The sequence below is a fragment of the Streptomyces sp. JLYT201 genome, assembly GCF_059448825.1.
The window spans coordinates 1,312,030-1,336,716 of the sequence record NZ_CM182551.1; the positions used below are offsets into that span (position 1 = coordinate 1,312,030).

Below are 24,687 nucleotides of genomic sequence, written 5' to 3' on the forward strand. Positions count from 1 at the left end.
GCTAGCTGCTGAGCACGTCGCCGACCCCGGCGAGCAGGCCGGGGGTCGGCAGCAGCGCGGCGAAGACGACGTTCTGGGCGATGACCTCGTCCGGGTGGAAGAGCTCCGAGGAGGTGTTGCGCCCCACCTTCTCCAGGTACTGGTCCCACAGGGTCCTGTTGTCCTCGGGCCTGTCCGGCATGAGGTACGTCAGGGGGCGCCCGTCGTCCCCAGTGACGGGCGCCCACCGCCCCCCTCCTTGGTCCTCGACCGCCAGGAAGTACCACCGCAGATAGCCGAAGAAGCTGCCGCCCGCGTACGGCCCTTCGGCCATCAGGACCGGCACCAGGTCGCGCGGGACCAGGTCCTGCGCCGGACCGTCGTAGGGCCCCTTGGGCACGTTCAGCCGGATCCGGACGTCGAGGAGCGGGGTGTCCGGGTTGGTGATCTTCAGTTCCGGCATGGTGGTGGGAGAGGCCCCCTCCGGCCAGGGCACGGACGGCAGTTGGACCGGCGCGGCCATGAGGGTGTATCCGACCAGGTCGTACAGCCGTGCGCGCAGCTCCCGGTTGTTCTTGCTCACCAGGTGGAAGAACTCGTGCACGAGCAGGTCCCGCAGGCTCTTGGTGTTCTGCGCGGCGAACAGCGGGTCGCTGTCGGGGGACGGCAGGTGCAGCGTCTCCACCTTGCCCGCGGGGACCACGATGGTGTCCTCGCCCCGGGTGTAGGCCGCGCGCCCCTCCTCTTGGCCGGAGGTCTTCACCAGCAGGACGGTCGGGGGCAGTTGGAAGGACCAGGGCGCGAAGAGCCCGTCGATCTCCTCGACGATGCGGGTCAGGGCGGCCAGCTCGTCGTCCGTCCAGCCGAGGGCCTGGTTGCCCACGTAGTCGAGGTAGCCCTCGACCGTCACGTCGAGCACGTCGGCGCGCAGACACAGCCGCGCCTGGCGGTCGAAGGGGCTCAACTGCCGCACGAAGGCGTCCCGCCGCCGCAGCACCGAGCGGCCGCGCTCCACCGAGGCGGCGACGACCTCCGACGCCGCGACCTCGCCCACCCTGGTGCCCGCGCTCGTTCCCGTCATCGCCACTCCCCCAGCCTCTCCGCCGGCCAGCCCTTGCCGACCAGACCCTGGTACGTCTTCAGTACGCGCCGCTGCCCCTCGGAGAGCTCGCGCGTCACGGGCATGTAGAGGGTGGAGTGCAACAGCTCCCGCTCGGCGAGGGCCACGATCTGGTCGATGTTGCGGTCCACGGACTCCTTGTCGCCCAGGTCGAGGTGGGCGTAGTGCTTCATCACCGGGTACACCACGTCGTGTACGTAGAGGACCTTCCGGTAGAGGAAGTCCCAGGCGTCCTGCGGTGAGAACCCCGCGTTCCAGCAGTCGGCGAACTGCCGGGGCAGGTCGTCGTGGAACGGCAGCACGCGCACACAGGCGTAGGAGGCCCACGAGATGCCGTAGGGCACCCCCGAGCCGTCGTCCGTGCCGGGCGCGGGGCCGATGGCGGCGGGCGGCGTCCCGGGGCCGTAGCGCTCGACGGGGAAGAACGCGACGGTGGCGCAGCCGGAGCGCACGGGCCGGAAGGAGACGGTGGCCTCACCGGTCCCCGCCGCCACCGTGACGGTCTCCGTCGTGAGGTCGAGCACCTGCTGGTACGCGCCGCCGTCCGGCTTGCGCCAGGCTCCGCCCTCCGCGCAGGGCTGCGGCGGGTCGGGGACGTACTGCTGGACCACGAGCTCCACGTCCCGCCGGGGTAGGGCACCGCGCTCCCGTACCTGCACGGTGATCGTTCCTGGCTCGCCCTGGTCCAGGTAGACGCTGCGCTGGTCGGTCTCGGCGGTGACGGTGCTCTCCGTGAGCAGCGCCACCGGGTCGCCGCCCGGCGCGTAGTGGAGTTCCAGGGTGCCCGTGTCGAGGAGCGGCACGGCCTCCGCGGCCGCCTTGACGTCGACGATGCCCGCGGTCGTCTCGTACGCCGCGGTGCGGTAGGCGTCGAAGGGGAGGTCACCGACGGCGTGCACGACGCCGTTTCCGTCGCGCACGACGAGCCGCAGCTCGCCGAGGTCCGCCTTCTCTCCCCGGGAGTCGACCTCCGGCAGGGTGTTGCCGAGGTCGAGGCTCACGTACACCGCGTCGTGCGTGTGCCGGGTCTCCGCCACCGCCGGGGCACACCACCCTTGGAGGGCCGTCGCTCGGGGAGTCGTCCCGCGCCTGTCCTGCCTGCTCTCGTACGCGCACTGGAACATCCGTGACGGCAGCAGGCACCGGCCGCCGGGCGCGCTGGTCGGCTTCTCGCCGTCGTGCCAGAGGCCGACGGTCCCCAGGACCGTGGACACGCACGGGTTCTGGGACGGCGTCCGCCCTTCCCTCAGCTCGCGGTCCCACAGCTCGGTGAGCCGCCGGTACTGGGCCGTCGTCCGTTCCCGGGGGTCGCTGATGCTGTCGCAGTGCTCGAACTCGGCGGCCGTGAAGTACAGCGTGCGGTACGCGGTGAGGCGCACCATGAGGCCCTGGACGCCCCGCTGGGCGAGGGCCGCACGGAGCGCGTCGAGGAGGGCCGAGGCGCCGGACGCGATCCGCAGCGTCTTCGGATCGCCCGGGACGCAGGCCTGGAGCACCGCGCCGCCCACGCCCGCGATCTGGAGCTGCCCGTCGGCGTTGAGGTTGCGGGCCAGGCTCAGCCACCGGGAGTTCATCGACGAGCCCGGTGCGACGTCCCCGCTGAGGTGGCACTGCGGTGCGATGCGCGAGCCGATCTGGAAGCGCTTGAGGTAGAAGGAGCTGCCCCACCAGGCGTCCGGGTTGTTGTCGACCACGCGGCCCGGGGTGTTGAAGGTGCTGTGCGGGAAGGTGTCCCCGACGACGTCGATGATCCCGCCGCTGTCCGGGTCCTCGGGGTGGTGGACCAGCGGGTCGGAGGTGATCACGGGGCCGCCCGGCTCCAGCTGGCCGCCGGTGAACCGGGTGTCCGTCGACGCGCCGGGTCCGGGGTCGTCGGGCCGGGCGGTGTCGTGCAGACACCACTCCATGCCGCCGAAGTAGCCCCACTCGCCGGGGTTCTGCCACCAGCCCGGCTGCGGCTGCCCCTGGTCGTCCACCGGCTGGTACCACCGCAGGGTGCGGGCCCAGGCGGGGAACGCCTCGCGGACGTTGTCCGGCGTGATGCCGATGGGCGGCTCCTGCGCCGGGTCGTTGAGGAACGCCCAGTTCAGCTCGGCGCGGGTGAAGTCGTAGAGCGGCCACTGGTCGTTGTTGTTCCCGGTGGCCGGATTCCACGACGCCCTCCCCTTGAAGAAGAGGCGCGGCACGGACAGCACACTCACGGTTCCTCCCGAGGGGGCGCACGGGCGATGTACGGGGGTGTGGTGCTGGGCTGCGGGTTCCGCGTCAGTAGGGGCGGGGCTCGACCCGCACGTCGAACGTGCCGAGTTCGAGCCCGCCCGCGAGCAGGACGAGTTCGCTCACCTCGTCGCCGTACAGCTCCAACTGGGCGCGCAGGGCTTCCCGTTGCTCGCCGGTGAGCTCGATGAGGATCCGCTTCCGCGTCGGCTCGCCGTCCGGTGCGCGCCGGGCGGGGACCGCACCGGGCTCGCCCGCGAGGGACCTCAGATCTCCGACCATGACCTCGTCCGCCGTCCTTCCGACGCCGCTGCGCCTGCCGATGGCAAGCGCCGGGCGCACAGTCTCGGGGCCCGCGGGGGCGGCGGAAACCCCCGCGCGGCGCGAACGAGCCGACAGGATGTTGGGAAAAACCAGGCGCTCCGGAGCCGCACGGGACGGGATCATTCGAGCGATTCCGGCTGCCGCGGCGCACACTTCGGGCCACCCGCTCCCGCCGCACGCGCACCCGTCCGGCCGCGTGCCCAGCGGTCCCCGCGCGCCCGGACCGCGTGCCGTGCCGCGAAGCGCGTCCCGCAGGCCGCGAGCCCCCGGCCGAGACCCACCGTGGAGCCGGGCCCCGTTCGCATCCGATTCCGCCGTCGCGACCGTGGGGGGCGGTCCGCCCTTTGGCGCGCGGAGCGCTCCGCGCGGCCCGTGCGTCTACGCTCCGCCTACGCCAACCGTCGCCCTGTACGCCCGCCGTCGGGCCCGCTGCCGCCGGACCGTCACTCCGTAGCGCGAACGGTCACAACCAGTGATCGCCGTCGTCGTTAGGCGACCGGAGGGGCCGAGAACCGGTGCGGGGCCGACGGGCGGGCGAGGATCCATGACAGACACGTCGCTGTACGACACCGGCCCGTCGCGCGCGGCCGCCTCCGGGGCGGACGGCGAGGAGCTCCTGCGGCGCGGGGCGGCGCCCGTCGATGAGCACCGCGGGTGCCGACAAGGACGGCTCCAGCTCCTGCCCGAATACGGCCCCACCCAGGTCTCGGCCGCCGCGGCCTTCACGCCCGGCGTCACTCCGTACGGCCATCTGCTGCTCGGCCCCGCCTGGTTCCTCGCCACGTGGCCGCTCGGCACGGGCGCGTTCTTCGCCAGGACCCGCGACCACCTGCCCCCGCCCTCCGCCCCGCTGCCGACCGGGAGACCCGCGTGAACCGCCACGACATCCGCCTCTCGGGCACCTGGCGCACCCCGCTCGCGCCGGACACCGTCTACGCGCTCCTCGCCGACGTGGCGTCCTACCCGACGTGGTGGCCCGCCTTCCGCTCCGTGCGGCGGACCGGCGAGCGGGAGTGCGAGGTCGTCATCAGGTCGGCGCTCCCGTACGCGCTGCGGGCCACCCTGACGGCCGTGGCGGAGGACCCGGCCGCGCGCGTCCTCGAAGCGGCGCGCGACGGGGACCTCTCGGGCAGCGTCCGCTGGACCGTGGCCCCCGACGGACCCCATGGCTGCGTCGCCACGCTCACCCAGCACGTCACGGTCCGCAAGGCCGCGCTCCGGCGCTGGATGCCGATGGCCCGGCCGGTCTTCCGCGTCAACCACGCACTGGCGCTGCGCGGCGGCCGGCGGGGGCTGACGGCCCGGGCCCGCCGGGGGCGTTAGGGCAGACCGCCGGAGACCGGGGCGGGGCCCGGGTCCGCGTCGCCGTCGGCGTGGCGCAGGACCCAGTCGTCGAGGTCGCGGGCGGCCTCGCCCGGGGCCCGCCGCACGTGGGCGCGCCACCAGCGGTCCGGGGCCTCGGGGGCGCCCGCGCGAAACCGGGCCTCGGCGGGTGCGTACCGCTCGCTCACGCTGTGTGCCGGTACGTCGAGCACGTCACCGACGAGCTGCCAGGCGGCGCCGCCGAGGCGTTCGTACACGACGGCCGCTTCGAGCAGCCTTCGTGCGGCCGCGAGCACGTGGGCGGCGTCGGCCAGCGCGGCGCCCGGCGTCCTGGGCGTGCCGTCGCGGCGCAGCTCGTGGGGGCCGACCGGCACGGCGGTGCGGGCGAGTTCGGAGAGTTCGTACGCCTCGTACGCGAGGAGCAGCCGGGCGCGCGCCGCCTCCGGGTAGCGGTCCGGGTACGGCGTGGCGGCTGCGGGGGTGCCCTCGCCTTCGCCGTCGCCTTCGTCCCCGGCGCCTCCGGTCGTGTCGGTCACCTCGGTCAGCCCCAGCTGCGGACGAAGTACAGGACGGTCATGGTGACGGCGGTGGTCAGGATGACGCCCCGCAGCACGCGCGCGGACAGGCGGCGGGCGACGTGGGCGCCCGTGAAGCCGCCGGTCACCGCGCCGGTGAGCATGGCGGCGAGGAGCCAGGGGGTGTCCAGGGCGTCCGAGCAGAGGAGGAAGAGGACGGCCGCGGTGACGTAGATGGCCGCGATCTGGACGGTCCGCATGGGGTTGCTGACCGCGGTGTCGAGGCCGAGGCCGACGCTCCACAGGGCCATCATCATGATGCCTACGGCTCCGCCGAAGTATCCGCCGTACAGGGCGAGCAGGAACTGCCCGCCGAGCACGGCCGTGGAGCCGATGCCGAACGGGCGCCCCGTGGCGTCGCCCAGCGCCCGCGCCAGACGGCGGCCGAAGGCCAGGACCACGGTGGCGAAGGCGAGCAGCCACGGCACGGCCGCGTCGAAGGAGGCCGCGGGCAGGGCCAGGAGCAGTCCCGCGCCGAGGCCGCCGCCGACCGCGCTGACCGAGGTCAGCGCCGTCGTGGACGTCTCGCCCACCGGGGTGACGTCGCGGCGGTACACCCAGGCGCTGGCCATGGTGCCGGGCAGGAGGGCGACGGTCGACGAGGCGTTCGCCGTCACGGGCGGCACGCCGACCGCGACGAGCGCGGGCAGCGCCACGAACGTGCCTCCGCCGCCGAGGGCGTTCAGCGTGCCGGCGGCGAGGCCGGCGATGAGGGCCAACAGGATCTCGGACACCCGCCGAGCATCACGCGGTCGGGGGCGGGCCCACAATGCGTAATCGACACACTGTGCCTCAGCCTGTGCCATAGGCTCCCGGGGGTGCGTTACGACTTGGACGACCTCCGGCTCTTTCTGCACATCGTGGCGGAGGGGTCGATCACGGCGGGTGCGCGGCGGATGCACCTGAGCCTGCCGTCGGCCAGCGCCCGGGTGCGCTCCCTGGAGCGGCACGCCGGGGTGGCGCTGCTGATCCGGGGGCGGCGCGGGGTGCGGCCGACACCGGCGGGCACCGCCCTCGCCCGGCACGCCCGGGACGTGCTCACGCACACGGCGCGCCTGGAGAGCGCCGTCGCCAGCTACACCCGCTCCCCCGCCGCGCCCCTGACCCTGTTGAGCGGCGGCTCGGCGATGCACGGGCTCGTGCCGCGGGCGCTGGTGTCGTTCCTGCGCGCGCACCCGGACACCGACGTGACGGTGTCCGAGAGCCGGACCCCGCGGACCGTGCGGATGCTCGCCGACGGCGAGGCCGACCTCGGGGTCGTCGTCGACGACGAGGCCCACGACAGCGGGCTCGTCCTGGAGCCCCTCGGCGACGACTCCCTCGTGGTGATCGGCCAGGCGGGCGGAATCCTCGCCGGGCGCACCGCCCTGACGTACAGCGAGGTCGCGGAGCACCCGCTCGTGGGGCTCGACGCCGATTCCTCGCTGCGCCGCTGGATCGAGCAGCACCTCGGCCCGCACGCGCCGGTGGTGCGCTACCGCACGAGCGTCGCCGGGCTGAGCACCCTCGTCTCGCTCGTGGCCGCCGGGGTCGGGCTCGCGGTCGTGCCGCGCCGCGCCCTGGACCCGCACCGGCCGCTCGACGTGTGCGCGCTCCAGGACGGCTGGTCGCGGCGGCGGCTCCTGCTGGCGTGGGGCGTCGGGGACGGGGCCGCGGCGCCCGCCGCGGTCGCCCTCGCCGAGCATCTGCGGCGTGCGGCGTCGACCGAGGCGCCGCCGCCCGGCGCACCGGGGGCGGGGTCCGGCGACAGCTGAGCGGCCGGGCGTCGAAGAGCGGGGCCTGTCGGCGGGGTTGGCCCTCGCGGGTCCGGGGGCGCGGCGGCCCCGGCGCGCGCCAGCGGGCGGCCACGGCACGGAGCAGTCGGTGGCCCCAGCACGCAGCGGTTGGCCCAATCTGCCCGGAACCGACCCCTCCAGGCAATACCCGAGCCTAACTCTATGACCTTTCCCATACCGCTCGTTTGCGGCGGGGCAGGACAGGCGCAGCCATATTGACAGACCCTCAAGGACTGATCGATCATCCCGTTGACGGCTCCCCACGTGTCCGGAGGTATCCAGGCCGCACAGCAGGTCAGACGGCACGTCGGACCGCACGGCAACGAATTCGCTCACGATCGGCGCCCCTTGGGCCCAAAAGCCCGACGCATTATGGATCCGATTGCAAATTCGGAACTGTCGGGATACTCGTCCGACCTCGCTGAGTGATAACTCCGCGCCTTTCCGTCACCACTCCCCGCACCACCGTGAATAAGCCACCCGCAGAGTGGAAGAGTTAGCTTTGTCCGCGAACAGCGACGTCCCCCTTTCCATGACCCTCCCGACCGCGGACCGCGCCGCCCCCTTGGCGGCGTCCTCCGCACAGCAGCGGCTGTGGTTCCTGTCGCAAATGCCGGGCGCGAGCGAAGCGCACCACACGCCCACGGCGGTTCGGCTGCGGGGCGCCCTGGACCGGGCGGCGCTGAGCCGGGCCCTGGACGCGCTCGTCGACCGCCACGAGGTGCTGCGCACGCGCCTCGTGGCCGACGGGGGCGCGGCGGTACAGCAGATCGACCCGCCCGGCGGGGGCCTGCCCCTTACGGTCGACGACCTGACCGGCAGGGCCGACGCCGAGGCCGAACTCGCGCGTCTGCGGCGGGAGGAGGCCGCGGCCCCGTTCGACCTGGCGCGCGGCCCCCTGATCCGCGGCCGTCTGGTGACGCTCGGCGCCGACCGGCACGTCCTGATGCTCACGGTGCACCACGTCGTGGCCGACGACTGGTCCGTGGGCGTCCTGACCCGGGAGGTGGGCGCCCTGTACGCGGCCTTCCGCGAGGGCGCGCCCGACCCGCTGCCGCCGCTGCCGGCGCAGTACGCCGACTACGCCGCCCGGCAGCGGCAGTGGCTGGCCGACACGGCACCCGACGGGGCCCCGGCCCGGCAGAGCGCCTACTGGCGCCAGGCCCTCGCGGACGCCCCGGCGCTCCTGGAGCTGCCAACCGACCGGCCGCGCCCGGCCGAGCAGGACTACCGCGGCGGACAGGTGCGGCTCGACGTCGACGCGGAGCTGACGGCCGCGCTCAAGGAGGCCGGCGGCGACGCGACGCTGTCCGCGACGGTCCTGGCCGCGTGGTCCCTGGTGCTCGCGCGCGCCGCGGGCCAGTCCGACGTGGTGATCGGCACTCCCACCGCCCACCGGAGCCGCCCCGAACTCGAAGGGCTCATCGGCTGCTTCGCCGACACCCTGGCGCTGCGGATCGCGGTGTCCGACGACCTGACGGTGGGCGGGCTCATCGAGCGCGTCCGCGCGGCAACGTTGTCAGCACAGCGCCACCAGGATCTGCCCTTCGAGCAGGTCGTCGAGGCCGTCAAGCCCGCTCGCAGCCTCGCGCACACCCCGCTGTTCCAGGTCCTGTTCGCCTGGCGGGACGGCACCGAGGAGGGCACGTGGGCGCTGCCGGGCCTCGACGCGACGCCGCTCGCGGCGCCGCTCCCGGTCGCCAGGTTCGACCTGACCCTGACCCTGGCGGAGGAGGACGGCGGGCTCACGGGCACGCTGGACTACGCCGCCGCCCTGTTCGACGCCGAGACGGCCGAGCGGTACGTCCGTCAGCTGCGGCACGTCCTCCGGCAGCTGGCCGCCGGGCCCGGCACGCCGGTCGCCGAGCTGACCGTGCTCGACGAGGACGCCCGCCGCCAGGTGCTCGTGGACTTCAACGACACCGCCCGCGCGGGCTCGCCCGCCGGTCTGGTGGAGCGCTTCGAGGCCCAGGTGCGGGAGCGGCCCGGACAGACGGCCGTGGTCCACGGGGGCGACGCGCTCGACTACGCCACCCTGGAGCGGCGCGCCAACCGGCTCGCCCACGCCCTGATCGCGCGCGGCATCGGCACCGACCGCGTCGTCGGCCTGCACACGCATCTGTCGGTGGACCTGCTCGTGGGCATCCTGGGCGTCCTGAAGGCGGGCGGCGCGTATCTGCCGCTCGACCCGGCGCTGCCTGCCGAGCGGCTCACGGGCATGGTGGCGGACGCCGGTGCCGCGCTCGTCCTGAGCAACGACGCCGCGCCGCCGGACGACGCCTGGCTGCCGCTCACCGCGGTCGAGGCCGAGGGGGCGCGGGACGGCGCGCCCGGCCGCGGCTTCCGCCCGGACGACCTGGCGTACGTGATCTACACCTCCGGCTCCACCGGCCGCCCCAAGGGCGTGGCCGCGACGCACCGCGGCATCCTCAACCTCCTCGACTACTGGCTGGGGCAGTTCGACGCGACGCCGGGCGAGGCCTCGGCGATGTGGCCGAGCTTCGCCTTCGACGCCTCGGTGCAGGAGCTGCTGCTCCCGCTGACCGCGGGCGGCGTCCTCCAGCTGGTGCCGAAGGAGGTGCGCGACGACCCCGAGGCGCTCATCGCCTGGATGCGTGAGCACCGCATCGTGGACGCGCTCCTTCCGCCCGCCTACGTCAAGTGGATCTGCGAGGCGCCCGAGGAGCGCCTCGCGGGCCTGTCCCTGCGCTGCATCCGCACAGGCCTCGAACCCCTGCCCGAGGACAGCCTGCACCGCATGACCCGGGCCCTGCCGGGCCTGCACGTCCTCAACGGCTACGGCCCGACCGAGACCGCCCTGTACTGCACCGCGTACCTCACGCCCCGGGACCTGGAGCGCCAGGCCCCGATCGGCCCGCCGGTGGCCAACACCCGTACGTACGTGCTCGACGAGCGCCTCAGGCCGGTGCCGGTCGGCGTGGTGGGCGAGCTGTACATCGCGGGGGCGGGCATGGCGCGCGGCTATCTGGGCCGCCCCGGCCTGACCTCCGAGCGGTTCGTGGCCGACCCGTTCGTGCCGGGCGCGCGCATGTACCGCAGCGGCGACCTGGTCCGCTGGCTGCCCGACGGCAACCTCCTGTACGCGGGCCGCCGCGACCACCAGATCAAGCTGCGCGGCTTCCGCATCGAGCTGGGCGAGATCGAGGCGACGCTGCTCGACCAGCCCGGCGTGTCCGAGGCCGCGGTCATCGCCGACCGCGACGGCGCGGGCGAGCCGCAGCTGGTGGCGGCCGTCGGCGTGGGCGACGCGACGCCGCGCCCGGCCGCCGAGTGGCGCGCGGCCCTGGCCCGGCGGCTCCCGGCCCATATGATCCCGGGCGTCTTCGTCGAGGTGCCGCGGCTTCCGCAGACCCAGAACGGCAAGCTCGACCGCGCGGCGCTCCTGGAGCGGGCCCGCGCCGACCGGCCCGCCCAGGTCAATCTGGCGAGCCCGCGCGACCACATAGAACTGACGCTGTATCAGATATGGCGGCGCCTGCTGCTGCAGCCGGACATCGGCATCCGCGACAGCTTCTTCGACATCGGCGGCACCTCCGTCTCCGCCATCAAGCTCGTGCACGCCGTGCGCGAGGCCTTCGGCGAGACCCTGTCGGTCCGCGACGTCATGCTGCACCCGACCATCGAGGAGATGGGCGGACGGCTGCGCCGGGGCGCGTCGGGGGCGCCGCCGAGCAACCTCCTGCGGTTCCGCGCGGGCGACGGCGACGCGCACGTCGTCTGCGTCCACCCGGCGGGCGGCACCGCCTTCTGCTACCTCTCGCTGGCCAAGGCCCTGCCGGAGCACATCGGCGTCCACGGCATCCAGTCCCCCGGCGTGAACCCCGGGGAGACCTTCCTGCCCACGGTCGAGGCCATGGCCGAGGCCTATCTGAAGCTCATCGAGCCGCTGTCCGGCGGGCCGCTGATCCTCACCGGTCTGTCCTACGGCGGTCTCGTGGCCCACGAGATGGGCCGCCTCCTGGCCGCCGCGGGCCACGAGGACGTCAGCGTGGTGCTGCTCGACGCCCAGGGCGCGGGCGACGCGGAGCAGCGCGCCAACGTCCCCACCGTCGACATGGCCGAGTTCCGCGACAAGCTGGTCAAGTTCAACGGCATGTACCCGGGCATCGACGACCGACAGATCGAGCAGTACTTCCACATCTACAACCACAACCGCACCACCGCGGTGGCCTACGCCCCGCGGCCGACCGCGGCCCGCACCGTCTACCTCCAGGCGATCGAGGGCGCGACGGACCAATTCCTCGCGGACGTACGGGACTTCTGGCGCGAGCGCGCCGACGGCGACTTCGAGGTGGAGCCGATCGCCTGCGACCACTGGGGCATGCTGGAGTCCGCCGAAATCCTCAGGGTCGCCGCGCGGATCGAGTCGGAACTGGCCCGCCTCGCCGGGACCGGACAGCCGCGGCTCGCCGAGTCCGCTCCGGCGCGGGAGGCGGAATGACCATCGCCGCACCGGTGCCGTCCCCGGCCCCCACGCTCGCCCGGTCGGTGCTCGACCGGGCCCGCCGCCACCCCGACGCCGTCGCGGTCGTCGAAGGGGAGCGGTCCTACACCTACGGCGAGCTCGACACGGCGAGTGCCGCCGTCGCCGCCGCGCTGCGCCACCACGGCCTGCGCCCGGGCCAGGCGGTCGCGGTCTGTCTGCCGCGCTCCTGGGAACTGGTCTGCGCCCTGCTCGGCGCGCTGCGCGCGGGCGCGGTGGTCGTACCGCTCGACGCCCAGAGCCCGGCCGACCGGCGCGCCCACATCCTGACCGACTCCGCGAGCGTGGCGGTGATCCACGGTGCCGCCGCGCCCGACGCGCTGCCCGACGGCGTGCGGCCGCTGCCGGTGGCCGCGCTGCTCGACGGCGGCCAGGACGCGTCGCCCGAGCTCGCGCCCGCCGCACCGGTGTCGTTCGTCTTCTACACCTCCGGCACCACCGGGCAGCCCAAGGGCGTCGAGGTGCGGGACGCGGGCGTCCTGCGCCTGGCCCGGCCCGGCTACGTCGAGACCCACGAGGGCGCCGGCTTCGCCTGCATGTCCAACCCCGCCTTCGACGCGATCAGCTTCGAGGTGTGGGTGCCGCTGCTCACCGGCGGCCGCTGCGTGATCCTCGGTGACGCCACGGTCCAGGACCCCGAGGTCCTCGCGGCCGCCCTGGAGCGGCTGCGCGTCGACATCGTGTTCATCACGGTGGCGCTGTTCAACGCCGTCGTGGACAAGGTGCCGCACTGCTTCTCCTCCGTCGGCCAGCTCCTGACCGGCGGCGAGCAGCTCAACGCCCGGCTGATCCGCCGCTGGTACCGCGACAACGCCGACAGCGGCACCCGTCTGCACAACGTGTACGGCCCGACCGAGGCCACCACGTTCGCGCTGTGCCACCCCATCCCGCGTGACTTCGACGGCGACGTGGTGCCGATCGGGCGCGCCCTGCCGGGCACCGGGACGCTGCTCGTGGCGGCCGACGGCAGCCGGGCGGCCGCCCCCGGCGAGGTGGCCGAGCTGTATCTGTCGGGCGAGGCGCTCGCCGCGGGCTACCGCAACCTCCCCGAGGAGACCGGACGCCGCTTCGTGACGCTGCCCTGGCACGAGGACGGATCCACGCGCCACTACCGCACCGGCGACCTGGTACGCCTGGACGCCGACGGCCACATCGCGTACGTGGAGCGCGCCGACCGCCAGGTCAAGGTCCGCGGCTTCCGCGTCGAACCGGGCGAGCTGGAGCGGCAGATCGTGGCGCACCCGGCGGTGCGCCAGGCCTATGTGTGCACCCGCCGCGACGCGAACGGCGTCAACGAACTCCTTGCCTATCTGGTCCTCGGCGCCGACCTCGCGTACGACGACTTCGACGCGCACCTGGCGGCGAGCCTGCCCGCGTACATGCGGCCGCACCGCGCCTACCTGGTGGACTCGCTGCCGCTCAACGCGAACGGCAAGGTCGACAAGGCGGCGCTGCTGCGGCGCCCCGACGCGCCCTGGCGGCGCGCCGACGAGCCCGGTGCGGCCGAGGCCGTCACCGCCCTGGAGCGCGAGGTGCTCGACCTGGCGGGCGAGGTCCTCGGCCTGACGGGCCTGCGCCTCGCCGACCGCTGGATCGCCTGCGGCGGCGACTCCCTGAAGGCGCTGCGGCTGCGCTTCGAAGCGCGCCGCCGCTGGGGCTGCGAGCTGCCCCAGGCGCTGGTCCTGCACGGGGACTTCGCCGGGCTGGCCGCCGCCGTCGAGGCGGGCGGCGGGGACGGCACCGGCGGCTCGCCCTACCCGGCGGCACCCGCACCGGCCGGTGCGCGCTCCGCCCCCGCGACCTCCGAGCAGCAGCGGCTGTGGCTGCTCCACCAGCGCGACCCCGCGTCCCGTGCGTACCACGTCCCGATGGTCTTCCGCGTGGACGGCGACGTCGACACCGAGGCGCTGCGGCGCGCGCTGCGGCGTCTCGTCGAACGCCATCCGGCGCTGCGCACCGCCTTCGAGGCCACGCCCGAGGGGGTGCGGCAGGTGGTGGCCGAGCCCTACGACCCGTGGGCCGAGCCCGACGCCCGGGCGCTGCGCGACGAGGACGGCCGCCGCGCCTTCACCGAGCGGTTTCTCGCCGCCCCCTTCGACCTGGCGCTGCCCCGGCTGGTGCGGGCCTGCTGGCTGCCCCGGCCCGGCGGCGGCGAACTGCTGCTGCTCCTGCACCACATCGCGGTCGACGGCTGGTCCCTCAACGTGCTCTTCCGGGAGCTCTCGGCCGAGTACGCGCGCGACGGCGCGGACCCGGCCCCACCGGCGCGGCCCGCGCCGACGCCGCTCGACTACGCCACCTGGCAGAGCGAGTGGTTCTCCCGCGACGCCTACCGGGCGCTGCGCGCCGAACTGCGCGCGCACTACGCCGAGTCGGCCGACGCCGCGCCGGACAGCGCGCCGCTGGAGCCGGTCCGCGCGAGCGAGCGCGCGGGACTGCTGCACACCACGCTCGACGCGGACCGCCGCGCCGCGCTCGACCGGCTCTGCGCCGAGCTCGGCCTCACCCGCTTCCAGCTCCTGCTCGGGGTGTACGCCTGGAGCCTGTACGGGGTGACGGGCCGCGCCCGGCCCCGGATCGCGGGGCCGGTGGCCAACCGGCCGGTGCAGGACTTCGAGGCCAGCGTCGGCATGTTCGCCAACACCGTGCTCCTGCCCCTGGACCTGTCCCCGGGCGAGCCGCTCCGCACCCAGCTGCTCCAGCACGGCGCCGCGGCGCGCGCGGTCCTCGACCGGCAGGACGTGGCCCTGGCCGACGCCCTGGCGGACCGGGGCGCGGGCGCGGGCGACGCGCCGTTCGACTTCCTCTTCGTCCTGGAGAACACCGACTTCGACGCGTTCGCGCTGCCCGGCTGCGCGACCCGCCCCGAGTGGCCGGTACCGGACCGGGCGAAGTGCCCGCTGACCCTGTCGGTCATCGAGCGCGGCACCGGCTTCGACTGCCTGTGGGAGTACGACGCCGGCCACTTCGACGCCGCCCAGGCGGCAGCCCTCGACGAGCTGTTCCGGCGCGCCCTGGACCGGCTCGCCGACGGCGCCGACACCACCCTGGCCGAGCTGGTCGCGCCCTACCGGCGCGCCCTGCCCGAGCCGGGCCGCTCCAGCGCCGCCGACCTGCCCTTCACCACCGTCGCCGAGGGCTTCGCCCAGCAGGCCCGGCGCACGCCCGACGCCCCGGCGCTCACCACCGGGGACCGCACGGTGACGTACGCCGAACTCGACGCGCACGCCGCGGCGCTCGCGGCCGAGCTGAGCGAGCGGCACCCGCTGCCGCCGCGGGGCCGGTGCCACGTCGCGCTGTACTTCCAGCCGTCGGTCGAGCACGTGGTGGCGCTCCTGGCGCTCGCCCGGCTCAACCTGACCGCGGTGCCGCTCGACCCGGCGTACCCGCCGGGACTGCTGCGACAGATCCTGGAGCAGGTGGAGCCGCTGTGCGTGCTCCTCACGCCCGGCGACGAGGCGGCGCTCGCCGCGCTCGCCCCGGACGGACTGCCGCGCCACGAGGTCGTCCTGGGCCCGGCGGCCGCGGGCGCGGCGGTGCAGTCCCCGCCGCACGACGGCGCGCGACCGCTCTACACCCTGTTCACCTCCGGCTCCACCGGCACCCCCAAGGGCGTCCAGGTGCCCGACCGGACGATGGCGAACCTGCTTCAGTGGCAGCGCACGTCCGGCGGCCTCACGGCGCCCGCCGCCACCCAGCAGTTCTCCATGCTGTCGTTCGACGTCTCCTTCCAGGAGATCTACAGCACGCTGTGCGGCGGCGGCACCCTGCACCTGGTGCGGCCCGCCTGGCGCCAGGACGCGCCCGCGCTCCTCGACCAGCTCGAATCCGCGGGAATCGAGCGGCTCTTCCTGCCGTACGTGGCGCTCCAGGTCCTCGCCGAGCACGCGGTGCGGCTCGGCCGCTTCCCCGCGCGCCTCCGCGAAGTGATCACGGCGGGCGAGCAGTTGCTGTGCACCGACGCGATCCGCGCCTGGTTCGCCGGGCTGCCGGGCGCGCGCCTGTTCAACCACTACGGGCCGAGCGAGACGCACGTGGTGAGCGCCCTGTGCCTGGAGGGCGACCCGGCCGACTGGCCGGAGCGCCCGGCGATCGGCGTGCCCGTGTCGGGCTCCTGGCTGCGGGTGGTCGACGAGGCCGACGAGCCGGTGCCGCCGGGCTGCCCCGGCCGGCTGCTCATCGGCGGGCCGATGGCGACCCCCTGCTACCTCGACTCCCCGGCCCTGAACGCGGAGCGCTTCGTCGAGCTGCCCGGGCTCGGCACCTTCTACCGCAGCGGCGACGTGGCCCGCTTCGACCACGACGGCCTGCTGCACTATCTGGGCCGCGACGACCAGCAGATCAAGCTGAGCGGCCACCGGCTCGAACTGGGCCAGGTCGAGGCGGCGCTCCTGCGCCACCCCGACGTCGCCAACGCGGTGGTGGCCCGCGACGAGGACGCCCGGCTCGTGGCGTGCCTGGAGTGCCCCGGGAACGTCCCGTCGCCGGAGGACCTGGCGCGCCATCTGGCGCCGCTGCTTCCGGCGTACGTACGCATCGACCGCTTCCGGCGGCTCGCACGCCTTCCGCTCGCGCCGAGCGGCAAGCTGGACCGCCGCGGGGTGCTGACCGCGCCCGGTGAGGAGCTGCGGCCGCGGGGCGGGGCCGCTCCGGTCCTCTCGGCGCGCGAGGCCCGGCTCACCGAGCTGTTCGAGGCGGTGCTCGGCCGTCCCGTCGGGCCCGAGCAGCGCTTCTTCGACGCCGGGGCCACCAGCCTCGACCTGATGCGCTTCCATCTGCGCTGCGGCGCCGAGCCCGGCCTCGACTTCACCATCCCCGACCTGTTCGAGCACGTGACGATCCGCAGCCTGGCCCGCTTCCTCGACCAGGGGGCGGCCGAGGCGGACGCGAGCACCGCGCCCGCGCGCGGGGAGTCCGGGACCGAGGGCCTGGCCGACGAGCCGATCGCCGTGATCGGCATGGCCGTGCGGCTGCCCGGCGCCGACGACCTGGCCGCGTTCTGGGACCTGGTGCGGTCCGGGGGCCGCGGCATGGAGCACTTCGAGGCCGCCGAAGGCCTGGTGGGCGCCCGCAGCCAGATGTCCGGCCTCCTCGGCTTCGACCCGGAGCACTTCGGCCTCAGCCGCCAGGAGGCGCGGCTGATGGACCCGCAGCAGCGCCACCTCCTGATGAGCTCCGTCCAGGCCCTGGCGCACGCCGGGATCGCGGACCCCGCGGGGCGGCGCGTCGGCATCGTCGCCGGGTGCGGCGAGAACACCTACCAGCAGTCCCTGATGCGCGAGGCCGACCCCGAGCGGCTGCCCGACAGCTTCCAGATGGCCCTCCACCACGAGAAGGACTTCCTCACCACCAAGGTCGCCTACCACCTCGACCTGACGGGACCGGCCTTCACCGTCCAGGCGGCGTGCGCCAGTTCGCTGGTGGCCGTGCACGTGGCGGCCGGGCTGCTGCGCCAGGGCGACGCCGACGTGATGCTGGCGGGCGGTGTGCTCGTCGACACGCTCCTCACGGACGGCTACCGCTACCGCCCGCAGCACATCTTCTCCAAGGACGGCCACTGCCGGCCGTTCAGCGACGACGCCAGCGGCACCATCGGCGCCAGCGGCGTCGGCGTGGTCGTGCTCAAGCCGCTGAGCCTCGCGCGGCGCGACGGCGACACCGTGTACGCGGTGATCACCGGTTCGGCGCTCAACAACGACGGCTCGGGCAAGCTGAGTTACAGCGCGCCCTCGCTGCCGGGCCAGCGCGAGGTGATCCGCTCGGCGCTGCGCCGCAGCGGCCGCACCAGCGCCGACCTCGGCTATGTCGAGGCGCACGGCACCGGCACCCAGCTCGGCGACCCGGTCGAGGTCGGCGCGCTGCGCCAGGCCTTCGCCCTGGACGGGTCCGACCGGTGCGCCCTGACGTCGGTGAAGAGCCAGATCGGCCATCTGGGCGCCGCCGCGGGCGTGGTCGGCCTGGTGCGGGCCGCGCTCGCGGTGCACCACGGGGTGATCCCGCCCAACGTCGACTTCCACCAGCTCAACCCGAAGCTCGGCCCCGACATCGCGCCCTTCTACGTGCCGACGCGGGAGCTGCCCTGGCCCGAGGACCGCCCCCGGGTCGCGGCGGTGAGCAGCTTCGGCATCGGCGGCACGAACGCGCACCTGGTGCTCGAGGCCGCCGCCGCGCACGAGGCCGCCGCCGCGCACCCGGCCGTCCCCTGCCTGGTGCTCTCCAGCAGCAGCGCGGAGGGCCTGCGCGCCGACGCCGCCCTCGTGGCCTCCTACCTGGAGGCCCGGCCCGAGGCGTACGCGCAGGTGCTGCGCCACCTCCAGGCGGGCCGCACGCCGCGCCGCCGGCGGGCCGCGGCCGTGTGCGCCGACGCCGCCGCGGCGGTCGCGTGGCTGCGCACGGTGTCCGGTGTCGAGGTGACCGCCGAGGCCGCCGAGACCGCCGCGGACGACGAGCCGTACCGCGCCGAGGGCCGCACGGCCGCCGAGCTCGCCGAGGCCTGGCTGTCCGGCCGGGCCGTGCGCTGGCCCGAGGGCCCCGCACCGGCGCCGTGGGACTTCCCGCCGCCGGCCTTCCGCCTCACCCCGTACGCCTTCGAGCGCGCCGCCGCACCCCGCGAGTCCGTCGCGGAACCGCAGCGGCTGCCCGAGGCCGACTGGCTGCACCAGCCGCACTGGGTGCGCCTCGCCCGCGCCGCCCGCACCAGCGGCCCCACCGCGCCCGGCCTCCTCGTGGTCATGACGACCGGGCCGCTGCCCGCCGAGGCGCTGCGCGTCTTCGAGGCGGCGTACGAGCGGGTCGTGCGGGTCGACGCGGCCGCCGCCTTCGCCCGCGTCGCCGACGACGTGTACGAGGTGGATCCCGCCGACGCGGACTCGCTGCGGGAGCTGTTCGCCGCCCTGGGCGACGCGACCCGGGCCGGGGTCGACTGGCTGCACGCGCTGCCGCTCGCCGTCGAAGGACCGGTCGGCGGGGCGAGCCTGGAGCGTGCCCGGTGGGCCTGTCTGGACACTCCGGCCGCGCTCGTCCAGGCGGCCGGTCCGCTCCGGCTGCGGCCCTGGTGGCTGTCGTACGGCGCCCAGCCCGTCGTGGGCGACGTGGACCGGCCCGAGCTGGGGCTCCTCGCGGGCGCCGGTGAGGTCGTGCCGCAGGAGTCCGGCGTCGACGGCCGCTGGCTCGACCTGCCCGGCGCCGCGCCCGCCGACTGGGCGCTCGCCGTCGCGGGCCTGCTGACCGGCGCGGACGCCACGGCCGACCTGCCGCGGCGGCTCGCGCTGCGGCAGGGCTACTGGTGGCGCCAGGCGCTGCTGCCGGTGGCCGCGCCCGCGCTCGCGGCGCCCGCCGCCCTGTCCGTGACGCCCGGCGGCACCTATGTGGTCCTCGGGGGCACGGGCGGCATCGGCTGCGCCCTCGCGGCCCTGCTGCTCGCCCACGCCGACTGCCGCGTGGTCCTGCTGTCCCGGAGCGGACGCCTTCCTGCCGACCTGGCCCAGTGGGCGGACCGGGTGGACCTGGTCGCGGCGGACCTGGCCGAGGACACGGCCGACGACGTCCTGGCCCGGATCGAGCGGCACACCGGCCGGGTCGACGGCGTGGTGCACGCCGCCGGTGCGGCGGGCGGCGGTCTGATCGCCCGCCGCGACGGCGCCGCGATGCGGTGGGTGACGGCGGCCAAGCTGGGCGGCGCGCTGCTCGTGGAGCGCCTGATCGAGCGGCACCGGCCGGACTTCGCCGTGTACTGCTCGTCCATGGCGGCCCTGTTCGGCGGCATCGGCCAGTTCGACTACGCCGCGTCCGCGGGCCTCCTCGACGGTTTCGCCCGGTTCCGGTCCGGCGCGGACGAGGCCACGCTGCGCATCGGCATCGACTGGGACATCTGGAGCGAGGTCGGCATGGCGCGCGACGCGCTGCGCTCGGACGCCCGGCACCAGGCCCACCTCGCGTTCGGCCTCGCGGTCAAGGAGGGGCAGCGGCTGTTCGAGCGGGCGCTGCACCTCCAGCTGCCGCAGCTCCTCGTCTCCACGACGGACATCGAGCGGGTGCGGGACTTCTACGCGCCGCCGGACGACGCGCCCCTGGACGGGCGCCAGGACGCGCCGCCCCTCGCGGAGCGGGACGCGGCGGCGAGCGCAGGCGGCGAGGCCGGTGAACTCGCCGGGTGGCTCCGGGACGCGCTCGGCCTCGACGAGCTCGACCCGGACGCCTCGCTGTACGACCACGGCGCGGACTCGCTCACGCTCATCGACCTGATCGCCGAGGTGGACGAGCGCTTCGGCGTCGACATCGAGCTGTCCCGGCTCAGCCACCGGGTGAGCCTCAACGAGGTGCTCACGCACCTCGGCGAGGTCGCGCCCGCCACCACGGAGCCGGTCACCCTGGAGGTCTGGCAGGAGGGCACGGGCCGCGAGGTGGTGTGCCTGGTGCACCCGGTCGGCGGCGACATCCAGGCGTACCGCGCGCTGGTGTCGGCCCTCGACCCCCGCCTGACGGTCTGTCTGATCGCCGACCCGGCGCTCCGGGCCGGCGACCCGCCCTCCTGGTCCCTCGCCGAGCGGGCCCGCCAGTACCACGCCGCGCTGCAGGCGCGCTTCCCGCACGGCACGTGGCGGTGGCGGCTCGCGGGCTGGTCCTTCGGCGCCTGGGTGGCCCAGGCCATGGCCGCCGAGGCCGAGGCGGCCGGGCGCCCGGCCGCCGGGCTCTATCTGCTCGACCCGCCGCCGCCGGACGCCGGGCCGCACTTCCGGGCCTACGACGACACGCGCCTGGAGGCGGTCTTCGCGCACGAGCTGAACCAGGGCGGCGCCGGGCAGGCGAGCGCCGGGGCGACGGCCTACGCGGAGCGCCTCGCGCGCTGCTGCCGGGCCAACATCGCGGGCATGGCGGAGCACGAGCCGCCCGTGCTCGCGGCGACGCCCGCCTGGCTGTGGCTCGCGACGCGGCCGGTGGCGGGGCTGCCCGCGCTCGGTGCGCCCGAGCGTCAACAGCGGCTGTGGCAGGAGCGGTTGCCCGCCCTGCGGGAGTGCCACCCCCTCGACACCACGCACTACGACATCGTCCGGGCACCTCGGGTACGGGCGGTGGCCGACATCGTCAACGCCACGTCGGCACCGGTCCCCGGGGCCTGCTGACACCGCCCGACGTACCATCGAAGGACCCACATGAACCCCTATCAATCGCTGCCGCCGCGCTCCTTCTGGCGCACCGCCGTGGCCGAGCCGGACCCGCGTGACATCGCGGAGCTGTGGACGCCCAAGTTCGCCGTCGGGCAGGACGACGTGATCCTCACCGCCGGGTCGTGCTTCGCCCGGCACATCGGCCGCGCCCTGCTGGAGCGCGGCATGAACTGGCGCGACGCAGAACCGGCCCCGCCGGGCCTGACCGCGGCCGAGCGCGAGGCCCGCCACTACGGCGCGTTCTCGTTCCGCACCGGCAACATCTACACGGCCGCCACGCTGCGGCAGTGGCTGTCGTGGGCGTTCGGCGAGAGCGCCCCGCCCGCGCAGGTGTGGCAGGACGAGGGCCGCTTCTTCGACCCCTTCCGCCCGTCCGTGGAGCCCGCGGGCCACGCCTCGCCCGAGGAGGTGGCGCGGGCGCGGGAGCACACCCTGGCGGCGATCCGGGGGGCGGTCGCCGAGGCGAGCTGTCTCGTCTTCACGCTCGGCCTGACGGAGGCGTGGCTGGACCGCGTCGACGGCACGGTCCACCCGGTCTGCCCGGGCACCGTGCGCGGCACCTACGACGCCGAGCGGCACGCCTTCCACAACTTCACCTTCGCCGAGGTGTACCGGGACCTGTCCGCGGCCGTCGAGCTAGCCCGGACCGTCAACCCGGGGCTGCGGGTGCTCCTGACCGTGTCCCCGGTCCCGCTGACGGCGACCGCGACGGGCGGTCACGCACTCACCGCCACCACGTACTCCAAGTCCGTCCTGCGCGCGGTGGCCGGGCAGCTCGCGCAGGAGCTCGACCACGTCGACTACTTCCCGTCGTACGAGATCGTGACCGGCGCGCCGTTCCGGGCCGGGTTCTTCGAGCCGAACCTGCGCACGGTCACGCCGGAGGGCGTCGCCTTCGTCATGGGCCGGTTCTTCGACGGCCTCGCCGGGGCAGGGCGCCCGGCCGAGCAGCGGCGGCCCGCCGGCCGTCCCACCACCCCGAACGCCGGAGAGGACTTCTGGTGCGATGACGCCGTACTCGACTACTACAACTCCCACTGACACGGCCGCGGCCCGCTTCCTGCTGCTCGGCGACTCGCACGCGGGGGTGATCGGCCGTGCGGCCAAGGCCGCGGGCATCGCCTTCAGCGGCGGTCCCGTGGGCGCGGGGCGGGAGTTCAACGCGGAGTTCTTCGACCGGCGCGGCGACGACGTCGCCTTCCGCAAGCCCGAGACCGACTCGCTCTACCGGGGCTTCCTCAAGGAGATCGGCGTCGACGGGCTCGACGAGCTCACCGTGCCGCTGGTGTGCACGTTCGGCTTCAGCGCGCACTTCGTCGCGACGACGGCGAACTGGGACGTCTACCGCGTCGGCGGCGCGTTCGTCCCGGGCTTCCTGGAGAGCCGCCTCTTCGACGACCTCGTCCGCGCCACGGTCCGCGACGCCCTGGCCTTCTACGGCCACGCCCGTGACCTGGGGCTCCGTGTCGTCTCCGTGATGCCGCCGCAGCGGGTGCCCGGCATGTCCGACCCGGTGGTCTTCATGGCGGCCCAGGACGTCGTGCGCCGCGCGCTCCTGGAGCTCGGCGTCGAGGTCGTGGACCTGCGCGCCCGCGTCACCGACGGGGCGGGCGTCCAGCGCCCGGAGTTCAGCGAGGCCACCGACGCGATCCACGGCAGTCTCGCCTTCGGCCGCCTGATCCTGGCGGAGCTGCTCGACCTCGGCCTCTGACCCCCCGCACGGCCGCACCGCGCGGGCCGACAGCGGCCCCGCCCACCCATCCGATCCGCAGGAGGAACACCACCATGGAACAGTTCGCGCTCGATGCCATCGAGGCCATCACCACCCGGCCGCCCGAGGTCTACGACCACATCACGGTCGACGCGCTGACCCCGGTGATCGGCGCCGAGGTGTCCGGACTCGACCTGTCCAAGGAGCTCACCGAGGAGCAGGCCGCCGAGGTCAAGCGGGCGTTCCTGCGCCACCACGTCCTCGTCTTCCGCGACCAGGAGATCGACGGCGAGCAGCACAAGCGCTTCGCCCGGCACTTCGGCGAGCTGCACCCGGTGGCGCTCGCCCCCGAGGGCTCCGACCCGCACATCCTGGAGATCAGCGCCGACGCGGAGTCGCGGAACGTCGCCGGGCACGGCTGGCACGCCGACGGCACCGCCGACCTGCGGCCGTCGCTCGGCTCGATGCTGTACGTCACGCGCACCCCGGAGGTCGGCAGCGGCGGCGACACCATGTTCGCCAACATGCACCTCGCCTACGAGATGCTGTCGCCCGCGATGAAGGCGCTCCTGGACCCGATGACCGCCGTGCACAACGGCCTGCTCGCCTGGGAGGGCGCCACCCCGCCGCCCGAGTACGACGTGCCGGTGAACACGCACCCGGTGGTGGCCCGCCACCCCGACACCGGCCGCAAGCTGCTCTTCATCAACGGCATCTACGTCTCGCACATCGAGCAGCTCTCCAAGGGCGAGAGCCGGGCGATCATCGACATGATCGTCAAGCAGATCACCAACACCGCGCTGCTGAGCTGCCGCGTCCGCTGGACCCCGAACACGTTGGTGTTCTGGGACAACCGCTGTGTGCAGCACCACGCGATCTGGGACTACTTCCCGTACTCGCGCTACGCCCAGCGCGTCGCGATCGCGGGTCACCGGCCCACGGCCTGACGCCCGACGCGAGGGGGCGGAGGCCACTGCGGCCTCCGCCCCCTCGTCCGTTCCTCACGGACCCGTAGGCGTCCTGATCGTCCTTACGCGTCCTTGCGCGTCACGCGGCCTCACGGGCTCGGCCCGCGGCGCGGTCCAGGGCGGCGGCGAGCCCGTCCGCGAGCCGCGCGCACGCCGCCCGGTAGCGCTCCTCGCGTCCGGTCTGCTCCGCGCGCTCCGCGTCGGCGAGCGCGTAGGCGTGGACGTACGCGAACGGATACGCCTGCGCGAACGCCCGCCCGTCGGCCGCGGCGAAGGCGGCGGCCAGCGCCCGGGTGTTCGCCAGGGCGTTGGCGTCGGCATAGGAGCGGGCGTTGGCGTCGGTGTTGAGCTTCGCGTACATGGCGGCGAACTCGGCGGCCTTCTCCTCGCCGTAGTCGTTGTCCATCGCGTACTCGCGGGCGTTGAGGGAGGCCGTGGCGTAGGCGTCGGCGTACGCGTAGGCGTAGCCGTAGACCTGGGTGAGGGCGGGGCCGAGCGCCTCGGTCCACTCCTGCCGCGTCACCCGCTCCCCGGCCAGGGCCCGCTCGTGCAGGCGGCGTACGGACTCCAGGGCGGTGCCGTCGCCGCCGCGCCGGGTGCTCACCTCGGCCAGGAGCGGCGCCACGGCGTGGGCGTGCCAGTCGTGGACGACGGCGAAGGGCACCGGCCCTTCGAGGCGGCCGAGGGCGGTGTGCACGCCCTGCGCCCAGCGCCGCGCCGTCCGGTCGTCCTGGCCGTGGAACAGGGCGGCGGCCAGCTGGACCAGCCACGACGGCAGCTCGGCTCCGGAGCCGTCCGGGGCCTCCGAGTCCTCCGGCCCGGTGGGGCCGGCCGCGAGCCGGGCGACGAACCGGTCGAACGCCTCCGTCGTCTCCGCCGCCCGTGCCGGTTCCGGGGCGCCCGGTATGCGACTCATCTGCCTGTCTCCTGTTCCGTCCGTTCCCACGGCCCGGTCACCGGCCGTCCGTACACCTTCTCACGGGGCCTGACCAGCGGCGCGGCCGGTGAGGTCGGGGCGAGCGCG

The 24,687-nt window shown here is 74.9% G+C and carries 14 protein-coding genes; 8 read left to right on the forward strand and 6 right to left on the reverse strand.

Going from position 1 to position 24,687, the window contains the following annotated elements; translation table 11 throughout:
* Position 1: 1 nt before the first annotated feature.
* From AC5WAM_RS05570 to AC5WAM_RS05580, 3 genes are all read right to left on the reverse strand, one after another.
* Positions 2-1,060, reverse strand: coding sequence for a hypothetical protein (locus AC5WAM_RS05570; protein WP_495521793.1), 1,059 nt, complete (start codon positions 1,058-1,060; stop codon positions 2-4).
* The gene (locus tag AC5WAM_RS05575; protein WP_495521794.1) at positions 1,057-3,300 is read right to left on the reverse strand and encodes a hypothetical protein; all 2,244 of its coding nucleotides are present in this window, start codon (positions 3,298-3,300) and stop codon (positions 1,057-1,059) included. Before AC5WAM_RS05575 ends, AC5WAM_RS05570 begins: the two co-directional genes overlap by 4 nt.
* 64 nt (positions 3,301-3,364) lie before the next feature.
* Positions 3,365-3,598: a hypothetical protein gene (locus AC5WAM_RS05580; RefSeq protein WP_366789461.1), complete on the reverse strand. Its 234-nt coding sequence runs from the start codon at positions 3,596-3,598 to the stop codon at positions 3,365-3,367.
* 586 nt (positions 3,599-4,184) lie between these two features.
* Here AC5WAM_RS05580 and AC5WAM_RS05585 point away from each other — a divergent pair.
* On the forward strand, positions 4,185-4,514 hold the full coding sequence (locus AC5WAM_RS05585; protein WP_495521795.1) for a hypothetical protein: 330 nt from the start codon (positions 4,185-4,187) through the stop codon (positions 4,512-4,514).
* The gene (locus AC5WAM_RS05590) at positions 4,511-4,963 is read left to right on the forward strand and encodes an SRPBCC family protein (RefSeq protein ID WP_495521796.1); all 453 of its coding nucleotides are present in this window, start codon (positions 4,511-4,513) and stop codon (positions 4,961-4,963) included. The genes AC5WAM_RS05585 and AC5WAM_RS05590 overlap by 4 nt, the downstream gene beginning before the upstream one ends.
* Here the strand turns inward: AC5WAM_RS05590 and AC5WAM_RS05595 are convergent.
* Together AC5WAM_RS05595 and AC5WAM_RS05600 are read right to left on the reverse strand one after the other, a co-directional pair.
* A complete protein-coding gene (locus AC5WAM_RS05595) occupies positions 4,960-5,499 on the reverse strand; it encodes a hypothetical protein (RefSeq protein ID WP_495521797.1) in 540 nt (179 codons plus the stop codon). The genes AC5WAM_RS05590 and AC5WAM_RS05595 overlap by 4 nt on opposite strands.
* Positions 5,500-5,504: 5 nt before the next feature.
* Positions 5,505-6,272: a sulfite exporter TauE/SafE family protein gene (locus tag AC5WAM_RS05600; RefSeq protein WP_495521798.1), complete on the reverse strand. Its 768-nt coding sequence runs from the start codon at positions 6,270-6,272 to the stop codon at positions 5,505-5,507.
* A gap of 84 nt (positions 6,273-6,356) precedes the next feature.
* On the opposite strand from AC5WAM_RS05600, the gene AC5WAM_RS05605 reads away from it, so the two are divergent.
* The 6 genes from AC5WAM_RS05605 (at position 6,357) to AC5WAM_RS05630 (ending at position 23,642) form a co-directional block, all read left to right on the forward strand.
* On the forward strand, positions 6,357-7,292 hold the full coding sequence (locus AC5WAM_RS05605; protein ID WP_495521799.1) for a LysR family transcriptional regulator: 936 nt from the start codon (positions 6,357-6,359) through the stop codon (positions 7,290-7,292).
* Between the two features lie 553 nt (positions 7,293-7,845).
* Complete coding sequence (locus AC5WAM_RS05610; protein WP_495521800.1) at positions 7,846-11,775, forward strand: non-ribosomal peptide synthetase; 3,930 nt, start codon at positions 7,846-7,848, stop codon at positions 11,773-11,775.
* The gene (locus AC5WAM_RS05615; protein WP_495521801.1) at positions 11,772-20,939 is read left to right on the forward strand and encodes an amino acid adenylation domain-containing protein; all 9,168 of its coding nucleotides are present in this window, start codon (positions 11,772-11,774) and stop codon (positions 20,937-20,939) included. Before AC5WAM_RS05610 ends, AC5WAM_RS05615 begins: the two co-directional genes overlap by 4 nt.
* A 30-nt stretch (positions 20,940-20,969) precedes the next feature.
* Complete coding sequence (locus AC5WAM_RS05620) at positions 20,970-22,025, forward strand: GSCFA domain-containing protein (RefSeq protein WP_495521802.1); 1,056 nt, start codon at positions 20,970-20,972, stop codon at positions 22,023-22,025.
* The gene (locus AC5WAM_RS05625) at positions 21,991-22,695 is read left to right on the forward strand and encodes a hypothetical protein (RefSeq protein WP_495521803.1); all 705 of its coding nucleotides are present in this window, start codon (positions 21,991-21,993) and stop codon (positions 22,693-22,695) included. The genes AC5WAM_RS05620 and AC5WAM_RS05625 overlap by 35 nt, the downstream gene beginning before the upstream one ends.
* 74 nt (positions 22,696-22,769) lie before the next feature.
* Complete coding sequence (locus tag AC5WAM_RS05630; protein WP_366789451.1) at positions 22,770-23,642, forward strand: TauD/TfdA dioxygenase family protein; 873 nt, start codon at positions 22,770-22,772, stop codon at positions 23,640-23,642.
* Positions 23,643-23,742: 100 nt separating this feature from the next.
* Here AC5WAM_RS05630 and AC5WAM_RS05635 read toward each other — a convergent pair whose 3' ends face one another.
* Complete coding sequence (locus AC5WAM_RS05635; RefSeq protein ID WP_495521804.1) at positions 23,743-24,579, reverse strand: SpcZ; 837 nt, start codon at positions 24,577-24,579, stop codon at positions 23,743-23,745.
* Positions 24,580-24,687 lie beyond the last annotated feature (108 nt).